The organism is Paenibacillus sp. FSL K6-2393, assembly GCF_038002545.1.
In the GTDB taxonomy this organism is placed as follows: Bacteria; Bacillota; Bacilli; order Paenibacillales; family Paenibacillaceae; genus Paenibacillus.
In genome coordinates, this window is sequence record NZ_JBBOCU010000001.1 from 1,061,108 (window position 1) to 1,087,218 (window position 26,111).

Consider the following 26,111-nt stretch of genomic DNA (forward strand, 5'->3'; position numbering starts at 1 on the left):
AGGGAGAGGTCGAGATTTGAGTTTGAATTGGAAGTTTAATTTACGTTTGAAAATGTTCGCAACCAAAGCAACAACCGCAGCGATGGCAACACTGCTGCTTGCTTCGCAAACACCAGGTTTTGCAGGCAGTGCATCAGCCGCGCAAGCAGAGCAGTTGACCGAAGCGACAACGGGGGAAAATGAACAACTAGACGCAACAAGCAATGACGTGCCTGAGGGAGCGAAAATCTCATCCAGGCAAGCCAGTGAAAATATACTGAAATTATTTCCATTGTTAAAAAAAGCAACAATCTCATCTGCACGATTCGATTCACCTAATTCCTATCCACCGCCAGACTACAAGGCATGGGAGATCGGGTTTCAGATTACACAAGGAAATCATACGTCGGGATTCAGTGGAACTGTACATGCAGGCACAGGGGAAGTGTTAAGTGTACATTTGCCGTCGGATATCCTGGATAAACATGTCTCGGAATCGGATGTGAAGTTAACCAAAGCTGAAGCTGAAGAAAAGGCCGTGGCATTGTTGTACCAAGCGATTCCAGGTCTTAAGGATAATGAATATGCTCCGCTTGGAGATCTGTATTCTTCCATTGAACAAGAGTCATTGTTTGGCAGAACAGAGTATCGATACGGGTACCAGTTAAAACATGATGGATTGTTATCTGACGCAGAGACAGTCTACATTAATGTGGATGAAAGTGGTTTGGTGACAGGTTACTCACGAGGTACGATCGAAGCCAAGTATCCCTCATCGAAACCGGCAGCTTCAGAAGAGAAGGCCAGACAGCAGTTTGAAGAACAGTTCGATGTGGAACTGGCTTATATCGCCAAAGATCGTCTATCTTCCAAACAGGGTCAGCAGTATTACCTTGCATATACACCCAAAAATATCAGTATCGTTCCGATTGAAGCCAATACGTTGGAACGGATTAATACATTAACAGGTAAAGCTGTAGATGAAGATTCTTTGCAGCAGGATACGAAGTTGAAAGGTGATGTAACGCCTTTTGCCCCGGCCAATGGTACGAGGTTAAATGTTCAGCAGGCCGCCACTCGGGTCGCAACAAACTTTGATATTCCCAAGGGTTATAAGCTGGAACATAGCCAGTTGGGCAAGGGATATTACTCAAGTCCGAACAGTCAGGTATGGAGTCTGAGCTGGAGCGACCGAAGTGCGAATATGTCCTATATGTTCATGCGGGATATCTCAGCACAGGTAGATGCAGTTACCGGGCAGATCTACAGTTATACGATGATGCAACGAATGGGACCGGAGATGGAACAGGAGAAGCCGGCTGAGGAGAAGGCAGGCAAATCGTTAACCCGGAAGCAGGCTGAGAAACTGGCGATGGACACGGTGATTGCGCTAGTTCCAGACGCAACGGAGCAGTTCCGACTGGCTAACGTGATTGAGGTGGATGATGCTCGCACATTTTTGTTCCAGCGTTATCTGAACGGAATTCCGGTTAAGGAAGATACGGCACAAGTACAGGTGTTGAACAACGGGACGATTAACGAGTTCTATACGCGTATTGCGGCAACGCCTGAACAACTGCCGGCAGATGTTAAGCCAGCCATCAGTTATGAAGAGGCCAAGGCACTCTATCTGGAGGAGTTCAAGCTGATCCTCGCATATTCCCGTTATGGCGGATATGGTATGAACGGTGGTCAAGTCATCCCAGCGGGGGTGAATCTTGCTTATATGCCTACACGTGATGAGAATTCGATCTATGGCAACTATGAAGCGCTGGATGCGAACACAGGGGACTGGAAGCTTTTATACGGGGACACAAGCTCTGCAACCAAGGTTGAACCTACGGATATCTTGGGTCATGTGGCCGAAGCAGCTCTACGCAATATGACACAGCATGGCGTATTGCTTGCTGATGAGCAGGGGCGCGTATTTCCGGATCGTGTAATCACCCGAGGAGATTGGTTTAACTATCTGGCAAGAGCGATTAATCCAAATATGGATCTGTACTACAGTGGGGACGGAGATGACAAGTTATACGCTGATGTGACACCTGACAGCCCTTATTATAAGGCAGTTCGGGCATTAATCGATCAGCGTTGGCTTGCCGGAGCGGACCCTGAACAGAATTTGAATCCGCAAGAAGAGATGACACGTGAAGAATTGGCAGTGTTACTTGTACGTATTTTACGCTATGAGAAGCTGGCCGGATTCTATACGTTGCCATCGGATCTTCCCAACATCGCGGATGCCAGTGCCATTACAAGTAAGGGAGCAGTCTCCCTGAGTCTGAAGCTGGGATTGCTTCCTTCGATTGAAGGACGATTCATGCCTGCACGCAAAGTGACGGTAGCTGAAGCGTCACAGGTATTGGAACGGCTCGCGAAGCTTCAAGGTAAGACAGATACGTTTATGAGTGGTAATCGTCTGTATTAGATGATGAACCACTCATATCGTGACCAAACGAATCATAGGATGAAGATAACGGGTAATCGTGATTCAATGAACTGAAGATCAAAGAGACCTTCCCTAGAAGGTCTCTTTTGATTTAATTTTTACAAAAATTATATCATTTCAACTAACATTTACACGATAACGGAGAGGTCAGAAATAACTTGAGGAAGCGAAGCGTACGCATTTATCACCGGATTTCCCCATTTGAATAAAGGATCAAAAAAATCTGGGGATAACAGCGATCGGAAAGTTGTTCTGACATCGGAGGTTGGTGTAAATATTCTTTAGTTGAAATGATATAGAAGAATGACGACAGAGCCTTTTGTGATACAATAGGGCGTGAGAACTTTGCAAAGAAGGGTGGGTTCCTTTCATGGGTAAGAACGGGAAACGAATTATCACCATACTGCTGGCAGGCTGTCTGATTGCTGTAGCGTTACCACGTACGGTTGATCTGGATCAACTGTATGCTGCATCAGGGACATCAGATATATCCACGGCAACAGATTTGCGCCAGACCTTGCTTACCGCAATGTCACAGCGAACGGAGGAACTTGTTTTTACATACAAAGGTAATGTGAAAGGCCTCAAAAAACAGTTACAAACCTCCATCGATGAGGCAATGAAGAGTGACCCTTATATCCAATATACCGTTAAAAGTTATGCATTCAATTATAAAGGCTCCAATGTGTCGGCCGAGGTCCATGTGACTCTCTCCTATCGGGAGACCAAGGAACAGACCGATTATGTGAATCGTAAAGTCACAAACGTGTTGAAAGAAATCATCAAACCAGGCATGACGGATCATGAGAAGGTCAAGGTCATCCATGATTGGATTGTGCTTAACCTTTCCTACGATACTTCGTTGAAGAAATATACGGCCTACGACGGGCTTGTTACAGGCAGTACCGTCTGTCAGGGATATTCACTGTTGGCATATCGAATGCTGGAGCGAGTAGGTATCGATAACCGGATTGTGGAAGGTACAGCAGGTGGGCAGCTTCATGCCTGGAATATCGTGAACCTGGACGGCAAGTGGTATCACATGGACACGACCTGGGATGATCCTACCCCTGACCGCAAAGGTAAGGTTAGCCATAGCTATTATTTGCTGAGCGATGATGAGATGGCACGTGACCATATCTGGACAGGCAAAAGCAAGTACCCCGCTGCGCCAGCCCCATATCGAGAAGCTTTATTAAAGCTGGTGAAGGCCGGAGATAGCAAAAAAGCCGCTTATCAGAAGCTGTACCATGCTCTGGACTATTCCCTGTATGATGAACAGGATGCCATCAAAGGCCATGCTGCGCTGAAGACCAAGGTTCAAAGTACACTGAAGGAAGGCGGAACCTCGCTCACGTTCAGGTACAAGGGTACGGAGTCTGGACTGATTGAAGATTTGCAGGATTTGTACCAGCTTGGCATGAAATCGATCTCTTATTATGTGTCCAAAATGGAAGGTACTACGGATCTGCGCGTCAAAATTAACTGGACAATATAAAAACCGTTTGAACAGGATGCTCCGCTTGAGGAGTATCCTTTTTTGTGTTCAATTTTGTGTTCAAAAACGAGGATTTTAGTGTTGTCTATTTTTTGTATATGTCGCTTTGCTATTCTAATCTTCGGCGTATGCCAACACTACGTACGAGGAGGATATGCAAACAATGAGGAAAAAAGTGAGCATAGTGATCATTGCTCTGTTACTGGTCACGCAAATGATGCAGGGTTGGATATTTACACCAACAATGCATGCTCAGGATGAATTAACTAATTTGCCAGCCAGTGCAATCAGCGATACAGCGTCAGAAGAAGGTTTGGCAGTTTCGGAAGAGATGAACAACGTTGACGTTGCAGCCACTCCGGAAGAAGAGGGGGAGGGAAACCTCAACCAGAGCAGTTTAGCAATGGCAGCTGCAGGTCCGGTAATTACAGATCAATTGATTACCAGTGTGCAGATGTACAATCAGGTACCAGAAGACAACGGGAATGGCACGATTGAAGTCAAAGGAGATATGATCAAAGATATTCGACCACGCATTCAGGATGAGGTGGCTGTAGTCTTTACATGGGGACTTGCAGATGACAACCACAACTATAGCGATGGCTCTACGTTCACCTTTAACTTGCCCGATAAATTCATCATCGGGTCGCAGCTTAAGGGTAATCTGGATGGCGGTGTTGGGGAGTATGTGGTGAATCCAGATGGCACAATCATCTTTACCTTTAATGAACTGATCGAGCATGCGAAGCTAGAAGGTAACTTCTACGTGTGGATTAAGTTCGATGAGAGCAAGATGGAAGATGGTTTGAAACAACAGATAGACTTTAGTTCCGTAGGGCAGGGCATCATTGATGTACATTTTGCCAACACAGCCGTAGATAAGTTGAAGAAATCGGGAAGCGCAAACAAAGAAAACTTCAACTCCGACGAAATTGAATGGACCGTAGATTTTAACCAAGGCGAGAAGCCTTTGAAAAATGCGGTTCTTACAGATACGTTGCCAACAAACCTTGAACTCAAGGGCAATATCGAAATTCGCGAATTGGAAGTGCAATTGAATGGATCTGTAAAAGAAGGCCCAGTAATTAAAACGGAACCACAGTTTCCAATTCAATTGGGAGACACAGATAAGGCCTATCGTGTAACCTATACGACAAGTGTTAAAGCACCAACCACTGCTCCGTTCACCAACGTGGAGTATCAAAACCAGGTTGCGCTTACAACGGATCAGAGTGAGCACAACGAAACAGATATTGGCCGAGTTCGTGTGAGTTTTAATGAGCCTTTGAACAAGTCAGGGCAAGATAGTGCGTATGATCCGGTGACACAGACGATCACATGGAAAGTTCAATATAACTACAATCAGCAAGAAATCATACAAGCGAATGCATGGATTGAAGACCGTTTTGATACGGCAAAACAGCAACTGATTAACAATTCCGTCAAAGTATATCAAGTGGACATTAGTGCAAGTGGAGCGGCTTCGAACAGAACACTGATCAATCCGAATGAGTACACACTTGAAGCGATGAATACAGGATTTGATGACGGCTTCAGATTACATTTTAAGAACGATATTACAAAGGCCTATGAGATCGAATATGATACACAATCCATTCATCGTGTTTATACAAACGACACCATTACGAACACAGTGAACATGTATGATGGTACTTCCAAAACAGGCCGAAGAGACATTCAGGAAGTCATTTTTGCAAAGAGTGTAAAAAGTGAAAACTTCAACACAAAAGAAATCGAATGGCAGATTGTTTTGAACCGTGATTTGCAGGACATGACGGATATCATCATCACGGATAATTACGAAGGCAGACACATGAAGCTGATTCCGGGTAGTCTTCAAGTGAGTGGGGTTAACAAAGAAGACTTCGAACTGACTCCAGACCCGGCTGATCCAACCTATGAAAAAGGATTCTCCGTTCGCCTGAAGGACGGCGTTACAATTAACACGGAACATGTCATTACCTATACAACAAGCTTTGACCCGACGGCAGGTATGCCAACGGATAATGAATATCGCAACTCTGCCAAGATCGATTGGGAAGAATCCAATGTAGCACAGACTGCGATTACCAAATCTGCTGTAGTCAAACCTCAAGAGTACACCATTCAAAATGGTAACAAAAAGGGCGAATACAGCGCCAAAGACAAAAAAATCACATGGACAATTGATGTAAACTACAACTTGTTTGATATTCACGAAGCCATCCTCAAGGATGCCTACACGGGTAACCAATCTTTTGTAGACGGTTCATTAAAAGTTCATGAGTTAGAGTTACAGGGAGCCAATAATGTTACTGCTGTAGGTAGCGAGGTTCCGCTCATACCTGGTCAATTCCAGCTGAACCCGGACGGTAAAGGTTTTACATTGGATCTGGGTAACATCGGCAAAACAGCTTATCGCATTCAGTATCAAACGAGCCTGGATGGACCTTATTCCGTCGAAGGCACGTATGCTAACCAGGCTGTTCTAACCGACGGTGAGGATGGTGAGGTACGCTTTAATCGATCAGCGAGCGTCACGCCAGTTCACGGTGGTGTGTATGTACAAAAAACAGGTCAACAGATCGGTACAACGGATAAAGCATCATGGACGGTAAATATCAATCCAAGTCAATCTTATATTCCAGCGGGTTCTCAATTAACAGATACCTTGTCGGAGAACCAAATTTTATTGACTGATTCATTGAAATTATATGCAACGAACCTGCCTGCCAACAATTCAGGCAATGTATCCAACAAAGCTGGACTGGTTGATCCGGCTGATTATGAATTGATTGTGGAGGGCAATACATTTACCTTCACCTTCAAGAAAGATATCCATACTGCATTCATTTTGGAATATCAGTCCTATATTAATGCCGATCATGGCGCCCGAATTGAGAATAAGGTTGAATTTGCAGGCCAATCTTCTTCGGTGGTAGGGGAAGGCAATCAGGCGGGGATTAAAGTTTCATTAGCTGGAGCAGGTGGAGGAGCCTCCACTGGTTTAGGCAAAATCAGAATTCACAAAGTCAGTGATACCGGAGTTCCGCTGGAAGGAGCGATCTTCGCAATCTATAATGCGTCTGGAACTACGCTTCTGGAAACATTGAAACCAACGGACGAGAATGGAGTAGTTGAAAGCTCCAGAAACTATCGATTAAACAATCTGACCAATGGTGTACCTTATAAGTTAAAAGAATTATCTGCACCTGCAGGATACTTGGTTGATCCTGAATATGGCTCTGTCTCAGGTAAAACGATTGAATTCAAGGATGCGGATATTGCTTTTGAAATTGAAAATAAAAAGATTCGTCAAGGCTTCGAATTAACCAAGGTGGATGCTGCTGACAGCACGAAAACGCTAAAAGGTGCAACATTCGAACTGTACCTGAAAAATGGTCAAACCAGCCAGTTAATCGATACGATAACTTCGGGTGAGGATGGAAAGATCGGAGCAACAGATCTGGAGCCAGGGGATTATGAGTTGATTGAGGTCGAGGCACCTGAATTCTATCAATTGGATTCAACGCCCATACCTCTTACCATTGTAACCAATCAAACTCAGATTGTTACGCTCACACATACCAATACGCAGGGCACAAATGCCAAGCTGGTGGTGACCAAAGTGAACGCCAAGGATCAATCCGTGTTAGCTGGAATTGAATTCGAACTGCGTAATGGTACAAATGCGGTGGTTGACACACAGGTTACGAATATCAATGGGGTCATTGAATTTGATAACTTGCCGTATGGCCCATATACATTGGTAGAGACCAAGGCAGAAGGCTTTGTTATTGAACAGCCGGAGACGCTTGTATCTATTATCAAACCGGAAACTCAATTGACCATTGAAAATAAAAAAAATGATCGTTCTGTGAAATTGATTAAAACCAATGCGGGTCGAACTCAGCACCTTCAAGGAGCTGTATTTGAATTACGGGCTCAAACTGCATTGATGGATGCAAATGGGAATTGGGAGTTCCACAAGGTAACAGGTCTAGATGAAGCTTCACTGACAACCAATCAACAAGGTGAAATTGTACTTAAAGACCTGGATATCAATAAATATCAGTTGGTTGAAATAAAAGCGCCTAACGGATACATGTTGGAAACAACACCAGTACCATTTGAAATTACGAACATACAAACCGAAGCCGTAGTTGTGGAAAAAACAAATCAGGCTATCCCGGTATCTGGTGGTGGGTCTAGTGGACCTTATAATCCGGGAACACCTACCACGGGTGTAACACCAGATCCAGAGAAACCAGTAACTCCGGAACCAGGAAAACCAAATCCGTCGGTTCCAGGCACGGTTGTAACTGAACCTACAGAGTCTGGGGGAGGAACCGAAAGTCCGACAGATGAAGAATCCGGGGTAGTGCCACCGACACCAGGCGATTCCAACGGGGACGACACTGCACCTCCAGTTGGGGATACAGATGCACCGGATGGTGATGGTACACTTGCACCTCCTGCTGGAATGGATACAGATGGATCACAGGGCAATGGAAATTCTGCATCACAGCCAAACGGAAATTCTGGATCTCAGGGAATGCTGCCACAAACAGGTGAAGAGAGCACAATGGCTTACACTGCTGTGGGCATGATGCTGATGGCGCTAGGTAGCGCGGGATTCATGTACTTCCGCCGCAGACAATTGCTTCAGCGTTAGATCGCAGCACGTAATGCAGGAACAGATCATATTTGGATAAAAAAACACCCTCTAACTTTCACAAGTGACTCAGCGTCATCATGTGAATTACTAGAGGGTGTTTTATTTTATTTCAGCTGCACCTTAGGGAGGATCAATATCCGGCAACCTCCGGTTTCACTTCAATAGCTCTTACAATTAGGCGATGTGTTGGATTGACGAGTGGATCACAGGTAATTAAGGTAAGGACCTGTCCAAGCCCGGGATCCTCCAGCACAGATAAGTCAGTTGGCTCCACAACGGATATCTGATCTACCTTGTATTGGATAATCGTTCGATCTGCCAGGGTGACTTCCATTGAATCACCAATCTGGAGTTCTCCCAGACGATTGAACAGCCGTCCTTTTTTGTGAGCGCGATGAGCGGCTATGGCAGCATTACCTTTGTTCCCGATACTGGTGGTTTCGACAAGATGGGTTGCAGCTACCTTCATGTTGTCCTCCGTTGCACCCTCCAGAATCGGTAAGCGGACATCAATCTTGTCAATCGATAGTACCCCCAACGTATCCGAGGAGGCCTCTTGTACTGTACCTATATTGTCAGTAGTCGGCTCGGCAGAAGCTGCATCTTGTATGCCCTGTTCGAAGGAATGATTAAGCTTAGACAAACCGTTTTGTAATTGCTCCAGATCGTTCATGACACGGGTTTGCTGCCAGTCATAATACGTTTCCCGCAGGAAAGGAAAGCTGATGATCAGGATGCCCAGTAGAACGAGCAGAATAGAGATTTTTTTCATTATACATCAACTCCCGTTGTCCAAGAAAAATAGTATACCTTTCTCTATTTTACTTACGGATCTATACAAAATATGGACAGGGACGAAAGGATGTACAGAAATGTTCGAAGGGGGAAGCCGCCCCAAAACAAAAACCTCCCCGTTTCGCTACAGTAGGAAAACTGCAACGCCACGGGGAGGTTTTTTAATATGTTAAATCGTATCCGCTGTATAAGTTGATAACAGCGATCGGAAGGTTATTCTGTCATCGAAGTGGCAAGTGTAAATATTGTTTCGTTAGTGCTTGTCACTTGGTGAATCGGTAGGTGTGAAATCACATTCCTGCAGCGGCACCACTTTGGTCTTTTTGATCCATTTGTAACCGAGCCACAACACCAGGAACAGGGGTACGCTCAGGTAGGCAACGATGGCTCCACTCCAGTCGATCTCGTCACCCGTAAATGCCTGGTAGTTCTGTCCGATGATCACGATGATACACAGGACAAAAGCAAAGATCGGCCCAAAAGGGAACCAGCGTGCACGGTAAGGCAGATCGCTCAGATCCCTGCCTTGTGCAACGTATGCACGACGGAAGCGATAATGACTGATAGCGATACCCAGCCAAGTGATAAAACCACACATACCGGATGCATTCAACAACCAGGTGTACACAATCCCATCGCCGAACAGGGAGGCAAGGAATGCCAACATACCAACAGCTGTTGTAAGCAAAAGTGCATTCATTGGAATGCCTTTTTTATTCAGTTTACCCAGGAAACGAGGGGCTTTACCGTCTCTGGCAAGGGCATAGAGAACCCGGCTTGAAGCATACATGCCTGAGTTACCGGCAGAGAGTACAGAGGTTAAAATAACGGCATTCATCACGGAAGCTGCAATGGCGAGGCCAGCTTTCTCAAACACCAGTGTGAACGGACTGACACCGATATTTTCCAGATCACCTTTAAGCAGATTCGGATGCGTATACGGGATGATCAGACTGATCACGGTAATCGCCAAGATGTAAAAAATCAGAATGCGCCAAAATACCTGACGAATTGCACGAGGTACATTTTCGCGCGGGTTTTCACTTTCACCGGCGGCTACCCCGATAAGTTCGGTACCTTGGAATGAGAATCCAGCAGCCATGAACACACCAAGCACAGCGAAGAATCCGCCATGGATGGGCGCATCACCGATGGTGAAGTTGCTGAAACCAACCGCTTCTCCACCCATAATACCAAAGATCATGAGCACACCAACGGCCAGGAAGATGATCACAGTAGCGACTTTGATAATGGCGAACCAGTACTCGGACTCTCCATAGCCTTTAACGGACAACACGTTCAAGGCAAAGATCAGCACGAGAAACAATAAGCTCCATAACATGGACGAACTGTCGGGGAACCAGTACTTAATGAGTACAGTAGCGGCAGCAAGTTCTGCTGCAATGGTTACCGCCCAGTTGTACCAGAAGTTCCAACCCATGGCGAACCCGAGAGCAGGATCGACAAAACGTGCGGCATACGTATTAAATGAACCGGAGTCCGGCATAAAGGTAGCAAGTTCACCAAGGCTGGTCATTAGGAAATAAACCATGATGCCAACGGCCGCATAGGCAATTAATGCTCCACCAGGGCCTGCGGTTGAGATGGCGGTACCACTTGCGAGAAACAGCCCGGTACCAATCGAGCCACCGAGGGCGATCATCGTCATATGGCGTGCGCGTAATCCTTTTTTCAGGGAAGGTCCAGTTGTTGTTGGGTTACTGCGGTCTTGCATGGAAACACTCCTTCATTCGATATACTGATGTTTGCGATACTTGAATTCATAAACAAAAAGACCACAGGCATCAGCCTGCGGTCTTTAATATTTCAATGTCCGCACCATGTCCCAGATGATTAAGATAGCTCAACACAGAAGAATTCATACCTTTATATAAAGGAAATGTACTTCCGTGACAGTTCTGCGCCTTTCGACAGCAGCCCCAGCTCACCGGACCGTATAAGGAACGTCCAGTAAGCTTCGGCGGGTACACCTTTCGGCTGATCTCATAAGCGGCTCCTTAGCGCCTCCATCAGCGTACTGATCGCACCCGCGACCTCTACCTCACCATCAATGGATGAGGTGTATCTATTGTCTATGAAATTATGAACAACACAACTTAACACAGTGTGTCCTGTTTAGTAAACAGACAATCAGTATAACGCGCATGGTTTTCCAGTGCAATAACAATTGTTGGATGTGAGGTCTGAGAGAGGACTATTCCTCTTTTTTGTTACGGCCAGCCATCTGCTGCCATACCGTTCCAGCGGCCTGTTCGCCCGATTCGATCCGCTCCAGAGCCATCTTGGCCTGTAGGCTGACTTCAAATTCAGGATCATCGGCTGCAACTCGCAACGCTTGCTCTGCTTCTTCAGTTCCCACCTCATAGAGAAAACGTGCTGCACGCCAGCGTACAAGTTTACTTTTATCGGATAACGTAGCTGTCATTGCTGGAGTGGCGGCAGGATCACCGATATCAGACAAGGTATCCCCAGCAGTCCGGCGTACCGCAGGAGAACTGTCCTGAAGCGCTTCATACAGCAGTTCCATCGCTTCCGGTGTACGGATGTCACCCAGGTATACCACGGCCAAGCGACGTATCTGCATTTTGTTGTCATGTAAGGCATGGGCTACGAGAGGCAGTCTTTCTGCCGTAGGCTCCATGCCGTCAAATGCCGCATAGCGAACATTCCAATCCTCGTTTCGCAGAGCCTCTTCAAGTTCGGCTCCATCCAATTCACGGCGGCGCTCAACGAACTCTTCGGATTTGGTACCATGTTCAATGGCCTGTTTGATAACCTGCTCGAGTCGTTCCGGGGGATAAGCGGCTTCCAATTCCTGCTCGACTTCACGTGCGATGTCAGGTAACTCGCCATATCGAACGCCGTAATCACTCAGTTTGCGTTCTTTGATCATCGTTGCACTGGCGACTTCCGTCACTGCTTTGACAAAGCGGTCCGACAACGAGATTCGTTCTTCCTTGACCCCGGCCTTGACCCTAATTTGCATCGGTACACCTCGGAAGAATTGTACAAATACCTGTGCTTCTCCGAAGTGCTCGCCTGAACCATCTTCGGATTCAATCCAGTCCAGATCAATGCCTTGCTGTCCAAGGCGATTTTGGACTTCGCCCAAGATAACGGACCAGTCGGCATTCCCTTTACGATCAAGTGCGACAAAGTCTGTTGTGTGGAACACACTCTTTACACCGGGAATATGAAGCATCTGGCGAATGAACGCCGGAGCAGATCGTTCGTTGTCCAGGGTATATGTTTTGCGAATTCCGTCCTCCAGACGTTCATCGAGATGTAGCATCATCGTATTTGGACTCGGTGTTGGTTCAATGGAAACAATATTCATCAATGTAACCTCCTATAGTACCAGATTCATCTTTCACTTCCCGTAAATTAAATCACACGGGTATTTCTCTATTTTACATCAATGTGTGGAATCTGCGAAATCATCCAGAAATGAAGTGGACGTGTCTAACACTTAATGTGAAGAAGTACGAAATTTGTTAACACTTCTTTCATGTTCACGCACAAACATTTTTAAACGAAAATTGGCACAATAAAGATAAGAATCAACTGGAGGTTATACCTATGGAACCCATTACCGTGCTCTCGGATGGAAAACGTCGTATTGCATATGAGAATATTATTCAATTGTTCAGGAACTGGATTGAGGACTCAACATCCGGTTCTGCGATAGAAACACATCGGGGAAGTTGGGAAAATGCCCGTTATTGTATTGTTGACTATCAGAATGCCGAAGAAGCGGTGTCAGCAGCAAATGCCATTCGGGCTTTTATGCCACAACTTCCGTTACTGGTCATTACGGATTTCCATTCCCTTATTCGGAAGCGTCACCTGCAACAGATTACAGGTACGGGTGAGATGAAGATGATTCTCTGGAACGAGCAAGACCCGAATCAACTAATCAAGGATATGGAAAATTGGTTGCATTCTTCGTCTGTCCATAAATCAGAAATAGCCATACCACCCATCTTATCCATGAGATAAAAGAGGGATATGGCCAAAAATGTTTAACTTTTTAATCGTTACGATCGTATTAGATCACATATTTATAGCCTGTTCCCCAAACCGTCTTAATATAACGTGGGTTTTTGGGGTCAGGCTCAATTTTTTTTCGCAGACTTGAGATATGAACATCAATGGTACGATCCAGATAGGCCCGTTCGGAGCCTTTGATCCGATCCATCAGCTCATTGCGGGTGAACACTTTACCCGGATTGCGGTACAATTCCTTCATAATCTCAAACTCAATATGAGTGACCTCGATTTCAACACCATCCACAAACAGGGTTCTTCTGTACTCATTCACATTTACATGTCCAGTAACCTCTGCCTGCTTGTCTTCTTTTACCGGTTTATCCTTATAGGAAATGATTGATCTTCGCAGCAGTGCTTTAATCCGGGCATCCAACTCTTTCAAACTAAATGGTTTGCACAGAAAGTCATCCGCACCATTATGTAATGCACGAAGTCGATCATTCAGCATGGTGCTTGCCGAGATCATCAGAATGGGCACAGTGGAGTGCTGGCGAAAGGCTTCTACGAGATCATTTCCATCCATTTCAGGAAGCATGAGATCCGTTACAACAATATCCGGCTGGAATTGTGGAAACAGTTGAAGTGCCTCGCGGGCATGATGAACCCGTTCAGTGATGTATCCTTCCTCCTCAAGAAAGAAAGCAATCATGTCGGCCAGATTTTTCTCATCTTCTATAAGAAGTACTTTGATAGTCATAGGGTCACACTCCTGGTGAAAATAATATGTTAAGAAAATGCTAAAAAAACAAGGTGAATTGCGAATAAATGCCGCAAATTTTTTAATGTTTCTATCCCAAAATATAGGATGTATATGTAGAGAAAGAATACGCTTTTTGAATGAACTTCAATATTCTAGCATGAATGCAGTTTGGTTGCCGATCAATCAGAATTTCCCAAAGCTACACCAAGTATTAATTACAGTATAATGGATCAGAACGAGTTAAGGGGAAAAAAAGTAATATTGTATCCGCTTAAGTTTATAGGGGGAACCAACGTTGTTGTTGAAAACAGAAGAAAAAATGATCCATGAGGGCAAATGCTTATGGATCGTATAAAGGCAAGACAAATGCTGGATTGGGTCGTGTTGAAGCTGAGAATACCCTGGATTGGGACCAGCATTCTGATCATTCTGGGCTCACTAAGCACCATTTTTCCGTTTACTTTATTCTATGGTGTACAGTTTATGATTGGGAGCGCGGCAGCACTCGTTGCTCTTCGTTTGCATGGGGCCATCTATGGATTTGTCACCCTTACAGTCATCCATCTGCTGAATACTGTCTTTGTCGGCTTTGTGCCGCACAATCTAACTGTCATGCTTGCCCACTTCATGGAATTAATCTGGATGCTCGTTTGGCAGATCCGCTGGAAGAATGGCAGCTTAATCAAGGCTAATGCTGTCTTTTGGGTAGTCATGTTACTTCCTGTTATCTATACCGGGCATTTTATGTTGGGTTTAAATATAGACGATTTGAAGTATGAGTATATGTATATTGCTGTGATTGGTATGGTGAATGCGCTGATTGCGGGAATTGTAGTTGATTTTTGGATCACTACGGGTGAACACAAATCAAAACGCATGGGAACCATCCCATTAACAAGAATTGCGTTTAAATATGTAGTCGCCTTTGTGGTATTTGTTTCTCTCGTACTGTTATCCGCAGATAGCCGCAGACAATTGGATCAAATGAATGATGCCATATTACGTGATATGAAATATGCAGCGACTGCGGTTGTTCAGGATATTGATGAAGAGTATGTTACCTCCGAGAATATGGATCAGAATATGGCGCGTTATCATCATCTACTAGGCGTGAATGTGATTCTGCTGGATCGGAATGATACGGTCGTCGCTTCTGGATTGAATACACTTCAGGCAGGCGATTACCTGGACATGGACAGATTCCGTCTTCTGAAATCAAGGGATAATCTCTTTCTGTTAAGTTCCGCAAATATCCATTACAGCGATGTATTGAATCACTGGAAACAAGCCTCTTTTATCTATGAAGCAGAAATGACAAGGTTAACACCTTATCGGGTATTCATTGTGACCGACTCGTCCGAGTATTACCCCCGAATCGAATCCATTTACCTGACCACGCTGCAATCCCTGTTCATCATCATCGTGGCTTCCATGATCGTAGCGGCTCCTCTCAGCAGTAAGGTTGTTAGCCCGTTGTTAAGACTGACTAGGATGACAGGCTCTCTTCCGAGACTGCTGTTTCGAAATGGGAAGATGGAGTGGCCAACCAGCCATGTAACCGAAGTACAGATCCTGATTGGCAATTTGCGCAAAATGGCTGATGTGCTGCTGGAACAATTCGAACAGATTCGTCACGACAAGTTAACGCTGGAGGACAGGGTTATTGAGCGTACCAAGGAACTCAAGAATAGTGAAGAGGTCAAACGTGCCATTATTGAATCCTCTATTGATGCGATTATCGCTGTGGACTCCAATGGGTTGATCGTTGAGTTTAATCCGGAGGCTGAAAGAATGTTTGGATTGCGTCGGGAAGAAGTGATTCTGCACAAGGAAGCGCCGACTCTTTTTCAAGGGGCCAGCTGCAAGGAGATCAAGAATTTGCTGGAGCGATTTGAATATGTTGAAGGTAAAAGATACACCATCGTTGAAGAAATTTCAGGTATTCGACGGGATGGTTCCGTATTTCCGATTGAGTACAAAATTGTTGAGATCCAGTTGGGCAAAAATGAGACATTATATAACCTGTTTATTAAGGATATTACAGAGCGGACCAGAGCAGAAGAAGATCGTGTACGTCATGCCCTGGCGCTGGAGAAGCTGAACTCAGAGTTGTTCAATGAGAAGATTGCCATTCAGGAACAGCGAGATATCAGTGAGCAATTTATTGAATCCGTACGAGAAGGGCTTGTGATGTCTGATCGATCAGGGACCATAACCATCGTCAACCGAAGGATAGAAGAGATGTTTGGTTTGGGTGATTTTATGGGCAGATCCATTGAAGATTTGGCGCAGGCGATTGATACGATGGTATTAACGGACAACTTCAATCTGATGGAACAGACGAGAGCATTCCTGAATGGAGAAACAGCGTTTATCGAGACCGAATTTATATTCAATAATGTGGATAAAAGTGTATTTTCCTTGTACATGAAGCAGATGGATGTCCCGGGTAAAAACCATGGGTTTCTGCTAGTGTTCCGTGACCGGACAGGAGAAGAACGGCTGGATCGGATGAAAAATGAGCTGATCAGTGTGGTATCTCATGAGCTTCGAACGCCAGTAGCCACCATTATGGGATATGTGGAATTAATGATGATGTATGACCTTCCGGCAGCTCAGCAGCGGGAATTCATGCAGACCATCTCTTCGGAGGGCAAGCGGCTGAGCAGTTTGCTCGATGATGTACTCGATATTCAGCGCCTCGACAACGAAGGTATGACTTACCACATGACGTATGTACCGCTGGTTGAGTTGGTAGAAGGGGTTGCCGAACAGTGGAATATGAAGTCTGCCCAACGTATCTACGTGCATACGTTTAATGGAGACTTTTTTGCTTATGCTGACCAGAACAGGATGGTTCAGGTTCTGCATAATCTGGTGGGCAATGCAGTCAAGTATTCTCCGGGAGCCGATCGTATCGATGTGACGTTATGGGAAGAAGAGGAATGGTTATGTCTTGATGTGCGTGACTACGGAATAGGCATTGCGGAGCAAGAGAAGGACATGCTGTTCAACAAATTCTATCGGGTCGATAATTCAGATCATCGGCAGATTGGTGGAACAGGAATTGGGTTGTACATTTCCCGTAAAATTGTAGAGGATCACAAGGGTACACTGACCTTTATATCTGCACCGGACAAAGGAAGTACGTTCAAGGTTCGACTGCCCAAGCAGGACGTATTGGTGTAAATTTAATGATGGATGAAGAAATGTATTTCACTTTTTTATAAATAATAATTATTTACGAGACCTACGGATAGAGCCTTTGCCCTTCAGCGCGTGAGCGTGATAAGGGGAAAGGCTTTTTTTGTTTTTCAATTTCCCCGGATAAAAAAACAACTTCTTTTGCAAACTGTCTATAGAGCCATAATTTGCATCCCATGCAAAAGGAGGACGGCAGGTATATGTTCCGTAAACAAGAGAAAACACTCATTATCGTCTGTCTGGTTGCAGCTGTGGTTGTGCTGTATGCCGTTGTGAAGAGCATCATCCGAATCATGAGTTATTGAGATACATGTTCAAGCAGAGTAACTGCTGTCGTACATAACGATTATGTGAAAGAGGAGTGTAACCATGTCATCTCTGGACCCTGTTTTGCTCAGCCGGATACTAACCGGCCTTACCCTGTTTGTGCACATTATTTTTGCATCTATTGGTGTAGGTGTTCCACTCATGATTGCCTTGGCCGAGTGGCGAGGACTACGAACCAATGATATGCATTACACCCTGCTGGCACGCAGGTGGGCGCGAGGTTTTGTCATCACCGTTGCCGTGGGCGTCGTTACAGGCACCTCGATCGGATTACAGCTCAGTCTGCTGTGGCCGATGTTTATGCGGGTCGCGGGTCAGGCGATTGCGTTGCCACTGTTTATGGAGACGTTCGCGTTTTTTATAGAGGCGATCTTTCTTGGGATTTACCTCTATACGTGGGATCGTTTCAAAAAGAAATATACGCATATGCTGCTGTTGATTCCGGTAGCTCTCGGCTCATCTGCATCTGCGATTTTCATTACAACGGTGAATTCCTTCATGAACCAGCCTCAGGGATTCACCCTGATTAATGGCATCATGAAGGACATTCATCCGATTGCTGCCATGTTGAATCCGGCAACGCCAACCAAAGTGTCCCATGTACTCGCCTCATCCTACACCTTGAGTGCAGGTATCCTGGCGGGGATAGCCGCCTTCAGTTTGCTTCGGGGACGGGATCATGTGTATTACAAAAAAGCACTGAAACTCACGACGGTATCTGCGCTCGTATTTGCCGTCAGTACCGTCATGATCGGCGATTCCTCCGGTAAATTTCTGGCGAAGTATCAGCCGGAGAAGTTGGCTGCCGCAGAATGGCATTTCAAGACGATGAAAGAGGCACCGCTCGTTTATGGGGGGATTTTGGATGAAAATAATGAAGTGAAATACGCGATTGAGATTCCTTATGCCCTTAGCATTTTGGCGGGTAATCGTCCAGATACGGAAGTGAAGGGTCTCGAAGAATTTCCGGCGGATCTGAGACCACCACTATCCATTCATTATATGTTCGATCTGAAAGTCACAACGGGAGTGATCATTCTGATGATTCCTGTGTTATATGTACTGCGGCGGTGGTTGCCAGGGCGCAAGCCGTATCCCAAATGGCTGCTGCTTGGCATTGTCTTGCTGGGGCCTCTGGCCATGATTGCCATCGAGCTGGGGTGGATGTTCGCCGAAGTTGGCAGGCAGCCTTGGATCTTACGCGGTTATATGAAGGTGGCGGAAGCGGCTACGACGTCAACTTCGGTAGGATGGATGCTGGTGTTGTTCATCTTGCTGTATCTGATCCTGTGTTTCTCGTGCATTCGGGTACTCAGCAAGCTGTTCCGTAACAAGGAAGCAGAGAAGGAACTGGAGTCTCTGGGGCTTGAAGGAGGGATCGTGCATTGAGTTTCGAAATTGCAGGCATCGCGATATTGTGGACGTTTTTGTTCGGTTATTTGATCGTCGCTTCGATTGATTTTGGCGCCGGGTTCTTCAGCTTTTATAGCATTTTGACCGGGCATGAGAACAAAATTCATAACATCATTCAGCGCTACCTGTCTCCCGTGTGGGAAGTGACGAATGTGTTTTTGATCTTTTTTGTGGTTGGACTGGTCGGATTTTATCCGGACAGCGCCTTTTATTACGGGACAGCTTTGCTGGTTCCGGGTTCCCTGGCTATTGTACTGCTTGCGATCCGGGGCGTATATTACGCCTATAATACCTATGGCAACCATGGGCAGAACAGCCGGATCTACATGGCATTGTACGGGGCGACGGGATTGCTGATTCCGGCGGTATTCTCCACCATTTTGGCGATATCCGAAGGCGGGATCATTGAGCAGGTGGGCGATCAGGTGTTTTTTCGCTGGCGTGAATTTTTGACGAATCCCTATACCTGGTCGGTTGTTTTGCTTGCACTGGTTAGTGTGCTCTACATCTCGGCGATGTTTCTATCCTATTATGCTAAACGGGCGGGGGATGAGCCGGCATATGAGGTGCTTCGAGAGTACGCGCTGCTCTGGAGTTTGCCTACCATTTTTGCGAGCTTTCTGGCTTTTCTGCAGATTAACAAACAGAATCCCGAACACTTTGAGCAGATGGTGGATATTTCGTGGATGTTCATCGCTTCGTTTATTTGTTTTGTCATTGCCGTGTCGCTGGTGTGGAAAAGTAAATATCTAGGTTGGTGTTTTGTCGCTGTCATGCTTCAATTTGCCTTTGCCTGGTATGGCTACGGGCGATCCCACCTTCCGTACATTCTGTATCCTTACATCAATATTTACGACAGCTTTACAAATCGGACGATGGGGATTGCGCTCATTACAGCGTTTAGTCTGGGGCTACTTGTGCTCATTCCTTCGCTTGTGCTGATTATGAAGCTGTTCCTGTTTGATGCCAATTATGTGCGCGGTAATTCTGGTAAAAAGAAAGGATGAGTCTGTTCATGCACCCAAACATGTTCTTACTCATGACTCCCTTGCTGGATCCACTATCTACTGAGGGAGTCACGGGGATACCCGGTATAACCGGATTAAGCTTTTTTGAGACATTCACCATTATGTACGCCCCTCCACTGATCATTGCGGCTGCTATTGTCTTTCTGTTTGTATATCTGGCCGTATGTAAGAACCCAAAGGATTGATTGGCTGGTACGTCCATTCCCGTTTGGGGTAATCTTTTGTTAAGAAATGAGGAAGGGAGGAGGGCCCTTTCATGCCGAAAATCCGTTATAACAATATCGATAATGTAAGTACGGACAAAACGCTGAAGGAATTCAAACAATGGAGGGAGCAGCGGCGCAATAAAGTGAAGGACTACTCCTACACCGTGCCCAAACACCCGCCTGAACTGGATTATCTGCATGCCAACCGGGAGGACACAAGTATCACCTGGATTGGTCACTCCACGTTTTTCATTCAATATTATGGATTGAACATCGTGACTGACCCGGTGTGGGCCGAAAAAATGGGATTTCAACGAAGGCTCGGTGCCCCCGGCATTCCGATTCAGGATATTCCACCTTTGGATGTGATTCTGATATCCCATTCCCACTATGATCATCTGCATCTGGCTTCCTTGCGTAAGCTGATTACAGCCAAGACATTGCTCATCGTACCCGATGGTCTGAAGCGTAAGATGATTCGCAAAGGATTCCATCGATGCCAGGAGATGAAATGGTGGGATCATATGACACTTGGTGGAGTCAAAATAACTTTTGTCCCTGCACAGCACTGGACGCGCCGAACGTTGTTTGATACCAATACGTCCCATTGGGGCGGTTATGTATTGGAACTGAACCATCCGGCAACGACTTCAGCAGCGGAAAGTGCTGCAACAACGAACAATCAGGATGAATCATCCACGGAATCAGGGAAGAACGAAACATCCAAAACATCAGGCGGTCCGCCTGTGTTGTATTTTGTGGGTGATACAGGTTACTTCCAGGGTTTCAAAACGATTGGAGAACGCTTTGACATTGGTGTTACCCTGATGCCCATCGGTGCCTACGATCCGGAATGGTTCATGACTTCTCAGCATGTGACACCCGAAGAAGCGCTGCAGGGGTTCGTTGAATCCGGTTCACAGCTCATGGTGCCAATGCATTACGGCACATTCAAGCTGGCGGATGATACGCCCAAGGAAGCGCTGGATCGGCTGGAAGTTGAACGTGAACGTCTAGGCATTGGTAAAGAGCGGATTCGGGTGCTTGGTCATGGCGAGACGCTCCGCATTCACCACGAGGAAGGCAAACAGGGCTAACAAAAATGAGTCAAATATGTTAATGTAGGGGTATGCCTGCATGAACAGTGTATTTACCAAATCTTTAATAAGTAAAAAGCGGCCAATTTTCGAATTTGCCGCTTTTTTGTGTTATAATATGGTGCCAGAATAGGCATCGGGATATTGAATCCATGATTTACGCAACTTGCTATTCATGCAGTATGCAGATTAACCAATAAAGGATGGTATGCTTAATGATCAGTACAAGCGGCATCACGCTCCGCTACGGAAAACGTGCACTTTTTGAAGATGTAAATATCAAATTCACACCAGGAAACTGTTACGGCCTCATCGGCGCCAATGGAGCCGGTAAATCAACATTCTTGAAAATTTTGTCCGGTGAAATTGAATCAAACTCGGGAGAGGTGCACATCACCCCGGGCGAACGTATGGCCGTTTTGAAGCAAAACCACTTTGAATATGATGAGTATCCGGTTCTCGAAACGGTAATTATGGGTCATAGTCGTCTCTATGCCATTATGAAAGAAAAAGATACGCTGTATGCCAAAGCGGACTTCACTGAAGAAGACGGCCTGCGTGCAGGTGAGCTTGAAGGTGAATTTGCCGAGTTGAATGGCTGGGATGCTGAGCCGGATGCAGCGGCACTCCTGATCGGTCTGGGTATCGACCGTGACATGCACGATAAGAAAATGAATGAACTAAGTGGTAACGAAAAAGTTCGTGTCCTGCTTGCACAAGCATTGTTTGGTCGTCCAAACAACCTGTTGCTCGATGAGCCTACCAACCACTTGGATCTCGAATCCATTCAATGGCTTGAGAACTTCTTGATGGACTATGAAGGTACTGTTATTGTGGTATCCCATGACCGTCACTTCCTGAACAAAGTATGTACGCATATTGCGGATATCGACTTTGGTAAAATCCAGCTGTACGTAGGTAACTATGACTTCTGGTATGAATCCAGCCAATTGGCACTTGCGTTGCAACGTGATGCCAACAAGAAAAAAGAAGAGAAGATTAAAGAGCTTCAAGCCTTTATTCAACGTTTCTCTGCGAACGCCTCGAAATCGAAACAGGCAACTTCCCGGAAGAAACAACTCGACAAAATCACGCTGGATGACCTTCGTCCATCGAACCGTAAATATCCTTTTATCAACTTCAAACCTGAGCGTGAAGCCGGTAAACAATTGTTGACCGTAGATCGTATCAGCAAATCCATTGATGGTGTAAAAATGCTGAATGATATCAGCTTTGTCGTGAACAAAGGGGATAAAATTGCATTTGTTGGCCCGAACGGAAATGCCAAGTCACTCTTGTTTGATATTCTTATGGGTGAAACGGAATTGGATAGCGGCGAATATACTTGGGGTGTAACTACAACTCAAGCTTATTTCCCGAAAGACAACTCCAAATATTTTGACGGTGTAGACATGACTCTTGTGGATTGGCTCCGTCAATATTCCAAAGATCAGGATGAAACGTATCTGCGTGGATTCTTGGGACGTATGTTGTTCTCAGGTGAGGAATCCTTGAAAAAGGCAAGTGTACTCTCCGGGGGCGAGAAAGTTCGCTGTATGTTGGCGAAAATGATGCAGACTGGTGCTAACGCATTGATTCTGGATGAGCCTACGAACCACTTGGATCTCGAATCCATTACAGCGCTGAACAATGGTATGATTGATTTTGACGGCACCATGCTGTTCACTTCCCATGACCATCAGTTCATTCAAACCATTGCTAACCGGATTATCGAAATTACGCCGAATGGCATCATTGATCGCCAAATGAGCTATGACGAATATCTGGAAAGTGACGAAATCAAAGAACTGCGCAATAAAATGTATCCGGTAGAAGCTTAAACTAAGCATCATCTACGGCACATTATTATAGGAACACCAAAGAACCGCAAGTCTCTGTGAAGAGGGCTTGCGGTTCTTTTTGTAATTCAATGGGTTTCTCTGCGGTTTAAGACCTAAGATCCACCAGTACGGCGACGTTGGTTGTTAGGCTTTTTGTTGTTTTGACTCTTCATCGCTTTAGGTCCGCCTTCAAAGTAGGCGCTGGATTGGTTACCGGAATTTGCTTGTTCTTTCTTTTGCGCCAGCTTTTGGCGTATAGCATCCTGCAAACTGACCTTTTTCGGTTCGTTATTTTCGCTCATCGTTATTTCCCTCCCGGTCTTACAGTGAGCCGTCCAGATTGGACGGGATGTACCTATTTTATACGTTTTACAAAAGCCCTACAAGGGCAACCTGATAAAATGCTCAAAACCTTTGGTTTTACCCAGGCCAACATTTTTTCTCATTAACTACAGCCCTGCCGTCTGGCAACTTTGTTTCGGCTTGCCTACAGCAATGCAGCCTGGCAACACTGTTTCTGTAGACCCACACGCTCCGCATTTGTTAACATGGAAAAACCGTAATACGAAACGTTAAAGGGGTGTCGCCCGGTTTGAACGCTTATGAAGAAATTCGAAAAGGGGAGCGAGGGGCTTGGGTTAGTATTGCAGCCTATCTCGTTTTGTCCGCCTTTAAGCTGATCTGTGGTTATTTATTTGCTTCCAGCGCCTTGCTGGCCGATGGTTTTAATAACCTTACGGATATTGTGGCATCCGTTGCTGTATTGATCGGGCTTCGAATCTCCCAGAAACCACCTGATTCGGATCATGCCTATGGTCATTTCAGAGCGGAGACGGTTGCTGCCTTGGTGGCTTCATTTATTATGGCTATGGTTGGGCTGCAAGTATTGGTTGAAGCCGTTCGCTCCTGGTATGAAGGAGCCTTTGTTGCTCCAAATCTGTGGGCGGCAGCGGTGGCTGTAGTCTGTGCTGTGGTGATGTTAGGCGTATATCGTTACAATCACCGTCTGGCTAAACAAATTAATAGTCAGGCTTTGATGGCTGCGGCGAAAGATAATCGTTCGGATGCCTGGGTCAGCATAGGCGCTGCAATTGGAATTATAGGTGCGCAGTTTGGACTTCCATGGCTGGATAAAGTAGCTGCCATTGCTGTAGGTCTGTTGATCTGCAAAACGGCTTGGGAGATTTTCCGGGATTCTACACATCGTCTTACCGATGGATTTGACCAGAAGGAACTGACGGATCTCAGATCCTCAGTAGCACGCGTTCCCGGTGTTGAGATGATCAAGGATGTGAAGGCACGTGTGCATGGCAGTCATGTACTTGTGGACGTAGTCATTGAAGTGGACGGAGGCCTAAGCTTGATTGAAGGCCATCAGATCTGTGACCGTGTTGAAGAGCGGTTGAAGCGATCGCATAACATCATGCATGTACATGTACATGTGGAACCAAAGACGGAAGAAGTCACAAGGAACCCTTGAACAGGGAGTGAACATCTTGGAAAATGAAAAGAGGACAGCCGCGATTGTGCGTGCTGTCCTCTTTACTTATCATTAGAACGATTATACGATGTTATTGAATGGCAACGTGGATCCACGCTTTGCCTTTCCAAGTGTATACTTGTACCCACTCGCCGCCATCGAATCCATCAACCACTTCACCTGTTGTATCGATGACTTGGGAGCCTAATGCACCAATTGGTTTACCGTTAGGTGCATCATAGAACCAAGTGCGCTCCAGAAGGTTCAGCAACATCGTTGGTGCCAGTACTTCATCGCCTGGTTTTACGAGTGGCTCTTCAAACATTTTGTCATCTGTAGTCGTAGCTGGCGTTTCAGTTGTAGTTGAAGTACCTTCTGCACCTGTAGTGTCTGTTGTTGTGCCTGTTACAGTCTCAGCAGTACCTTCTACTGTGTCTACAGCAGGTTTGTTCACTTCAACAGCTGGAGTTGTTGTGGTCGTTGGCGTTGTTGTAGCCTCAGTTCCTGTTTCCGGAGTTACCGTTCCAGTAACCGCTTCCTCAGCACCTGCAGCGGCAGCCATCGAACCCATCAACGTTAAAGCAGCAGCAAAACTTACGATTTTTTTCATTTTCTTTTCCTCCTCGGTTTGTTATGTAATTTGTTGTCCTGTGTTAAAAGTAACCAAGCAAGCTACCTTATGAATCACAAATTATAACAATATTTTCTTGCATTCTCCAGTGTCAACTGGCTCATATGTGGGTATATAGCAAGCCTGTAAATATCATACTTCGGTGGGATAAAACCGGGTTGGCTATCTCAAAAAGGTCCTGATTTTTTGGAATTCATACGAGGGCGGATTGGAATAAAGCAGAAGGGAGTGCAATACATAATATAGAAAAGTTGACCTATGCCTGAACGCACAAAAGCCAATCGGCTTGGTAGCACGATCGGCTTTTGTATGTATTCTTTTAGTAACACTCAGTCATATCAGAGCCTGAGGTTATCGCATTCGGCTACGTCCCGTAATCAGGGAGATTACGAACAGTACAACAAAGATGAAGAAGAGTACTTTCGCGATTGAAGCAGCTGCTTCAACAATACCGAAGAATCCAAAAATACCTGCTACCAGTGCAATAATTAGAAATAATACAGACCATTTCAACATAAGTATTCATCCTTTCGTATAAATGATTGTGCAGTGAGTTGTGTTCACCTCACCGCCTTGTGTAGTCTAACTTTAACCGGGTGCTAACCGCTTGAAACATTGGTTTTTTTTCCAAGCGAGGGCATATATGAAGGGATATATAATATTGTTTCGTCCGGGAAATCGCCGGGTAACTATAGCAATAACAAACTGATG

At 45.6% G+C, this 26,111-nt stretch carries 18 protein-coding genes and 1 riboswitch; of the genes, 11 read left to right on the forward strand and 7 right to left on the reverse strand.

Annotation, left to right across the window (positions count from 1 at the left end; translation table 11 throughout):
- The first annotated feature begins 16 nt into the window (after nucleotides 1-16).
- The 3 genes from MHI14_RS04480 to MHI14_RS04490 all read left to right on the forward strand — a co-directional run bounded on the left by MHI14_RS04480 (nucleotide 17) and on the right by MHI14_RS04490 (nucleotide 8,604).
- Nucleotides 17-2,410 (forward strand): S-layer homology domain-containing protein, encoded by a 2,394-nt coding sequence (locus MHI14_RS04480; RefSeq protein ID WP_091038542.1) that lies wholly within the window; start codon nucleotides 17-19, stop codon nucleotides 2,408-2,410.
- A 391-nt stretch (nucleotides 2,411-2,801) separates the two neighbouring features.
- Nucleotides 2,802-3,929: a transglutaminase domain-containing protein gene (locus tag MHI14_RS04485; RefSeq protein ID WP_091038543.1), complete on the forward strand. Its 1,128-nt coding sequence runs from the start codon at nucleotides 2,802-2,804 to the stop codon at nucleotides 3,927-3,929.
- A gap of 163 nt (nucleotides 3,930-4,092) precedes the next feature.
- Nucleotides 4,093-8,604, forward strand: a complete 4,512-nt coding sequence (locus tag MHI14_RS04490; protein WP_341129936.1) for a collagen binding domain-containing protein — start codon at nucleotides 4,093-4,095, stop codon at nucleotides 8,602-8,604.
- 133 nt (nucleotides 8,605-8,737) lie between these two features.
- Here the strand turns inward: MHI14_RS04490 and MHI14_RS04495 are convergent, their stop codons facing one another.
- The 3 genes from MHI14_RS04495 to MHI14_RS04505 all read right to left on the reverse strand — a co-directional run bounded on the left by MHI14_RS04495 (nucleotide 8,738) and on the right by MHI14_RS04505 (nucleotide 12,760).
- A complete protein-coding gene (locus tag MHI14_RS04495; RefSeq protein WP_341129937.1) occupies nucleotides 8,738-9,379 on the reverse strand; it encodes a class D sortase in 642 nt (213 codons plus the stop codon).
- A gap of 276 nt (nucleotides 9,380-9,655) precedes the next feature.
- Nucleotides 9,656-11,137, reverse strand: a complete 1,482-nt coding sequence (locus MHI14_RS04500) for an amino acid permease (RefSeq protein WP_249913182.1) — start codon at nucleotides 11,135-11,137, stop codon at nucleotides 9,656-9,658.
- 117 nt (nucleotides 11,138-11,254) lie between these two features.
- Nucleotides 11,255-11,470: riboswitch (Lysine riboswitch) on the reverse strand.
- 147 nt (nucleotides 11,471-11,617) lie between these two features.
- A complete protein-coding gene (locus MHI14_RS04505; protein WP_047841582.1) occupies nucleotides 11,618-12,760 on the reverse strand; it encodes a virulence factor in 1,143 nt (380 codons plus the stop codon).
- 242 nt (nucleotides 12,761-13,002) lie between these two features.
- Between MHI14_RS04505 and MHI14_RS04510 the strand changes: the two genes are divergently transcribed.
- Nucleotides 13,003-13,422 carry a hypothetical protein gene (locus tag MHI14_RS04510; RefSeq protein WP_091038549.1) on the forward strand — a complete coding sequence of 140 codons (420 nt, stop codon included), beginning with the start codon at nucleotides 13,003-13,005 and terminating at the stop codon, nucleotides 13,420-13,422.
- A gap of 49 nt (nucleotides 13,423-13,471) precedes the next feature.
- On the opposite strand, the gene MHI14_RS04515 is transcribed toward MHI14_RS04510, so the two are convergent.
- A complete protein-coding gene (locus tag MHI14_RS04515) occupies nucleotides 13,472-14,170 on the reverse strand; it encodes a response regulator transcription factor (RefSeq protein ID WP_036668013.1) in 699 nt (232 codons plus the stop codon).
- Nucleotides 14,171-14,515: 345 nt separating this feature from the next.
- Between MHI14_RS04515 and MHI14_RS04520 the strand changes: the two genes are divergently transcribed.
- The 6 genes from MHI14_RS04520 (at nucleotide 14,516) to MHI14_RS04545 (ending at nucleotide 23,289) form a co-directional block, all read left to right on the forward strand.
- Entirely contained in the window at nucleotides 14,516-17,362 is a 2,847-nt protein-coding gene (locus MHI14_RS04520; protein ID WP_165980413.1) for an ATP-binding protein, read from the forward strand.
- Nucleotides 17,363-17,746: 384 nt separating this feature from the next.
- On the forward strand, nucleotides 17,747-19,093 hold the full coding sequence (locus MHI14_RS04525; protein WP_091038553.1) for a cytochrome ubiquinol oxidase subunit I: 1,347 nt from the start codon (nucleotides 17,747-17,749) through the stop codon (nucleotides 19,091-19,093).
- Nucleotides 19,090-20,124 (forward strand): cytochrome d ubiquinol oxidase subunit II, encoded by a 1,035-nt coding sequence (locus MHI14_RS04530; protein WP_341129938.1) that lies wholly within the window; start codon nucleotides 19,090-19,092, stop codon nucleotides 20,122-20,124. Before MHI14_RS04525 ends, MHI14_RS04530 begins: the two co-directional genes overlap by 4 nt.
- A gap of 20 nt (nucleotides 20,125-20,144) precedes the next feature.
- Complete coding sequence (gene cydS / locus MHI14_RS04535; RefSeq protein ID WP_165980411.1) at nucleotides 20,145-20,330, forward strand: cytochrome bd oxidase small subunit CydS; 186 nt, start codon at nucleotides 20,145-20,147, stop codon at nucleotides 20,328-20,330.
- Between the two features lie 71 nt (nucleotides 20,331-20,401).
- A complete protein-coding gene (locus tag MHI14_RS04540; protein WP_249913180.1) occupies nucleotides 20,402-21,448 on the forward strand; it encodes an MBL fold metallo-hydrolase in 1,047 nt (348 codons plus the stop codon).
- A 215-nt stretch (nucleotides 21,449-21,663) separates the two neighbouring features.
- On the forward strand, nucleotides 21,664-23,289 hold the full coding sequence (locus MHI14_RS04545; RefSeq protein WP_091038559.1) for an ABC-F family ATP-binding cassette domain-containing protein: 1,626 nt from the start codon (nucleotides 21,664-21,666) through the stop codon (nucleotides 23,287-23,289).
- A gap of 113 nt (nucleotides 23,290-23,402) precedes the next feature.
- Here the strand turns inward: MHI14_RS04545 and MHI14_RS04550 are convergent, their stop codons facing one another.
- Nucleotides 23,403-23,591: a hypothetical protein gene (locus MHI14_RS04550; RefSeq protein WP_017692261.1), complete on the reverse strand. Its 189-nt coding sequence runs from the start codon at nucleotides 23,589-23,591 to the stop codon at nucleotides 23,403-23,405.
- Between the two features lie 290 nt (nucleotides 23,592-23,881).
- Between MHI14_RS04550 and MHI14_RS04555 the strand changes: the two genes are divergently transcribed.
- Entirely contained in the window at nucleotides 23,882-24,769 is an 888-nt protein-coding gene (locus tag MHI14_RS04555; RefSeq protein ID WP_105601872.1) for a cation diffusion facilitator family transporter, read from the forward strand.
- Between the two features lie 91 nt (nucleotides 24,770-24,860).
- Here MHI14_RS04555 and MHI14_RS04560 read toward each other — a convergent pair whose 3' ends face one another.
- Both MHI14_RS04560 and MHI14_RS04565 read right to left on the reverse strand, forming a co-directional pair.
- The gene (locus MHI14_RS04560) at nucleotides 24,861-25,379 is read right to left on the reverse strand and encodes a hypothetical protein (protein ID WP_091038561.1); all 519 of its coding nucleotides are present in this window, start codon (nucleotides 25,377-25,379) and stop codon (nucleotides 24,861-24,863) included.
- A 372-nt stretch (nucleotides 25,380-25,751) separates the two neighbouring features.
- Complete coding sequence (locus tag MHI14_RS04565; protein WP_017692264.1) at nucleotides 25,752-25,916, reverse strand: DUF1328 domain-containing protein; 165 nt, start codon at nucleotides 25,914-25,916, stop codon at nucleotides 25,752-25,754.
- Between the last annotated feature and the right edge of the window lie 195 nt (nucleotides 25,917-26,111).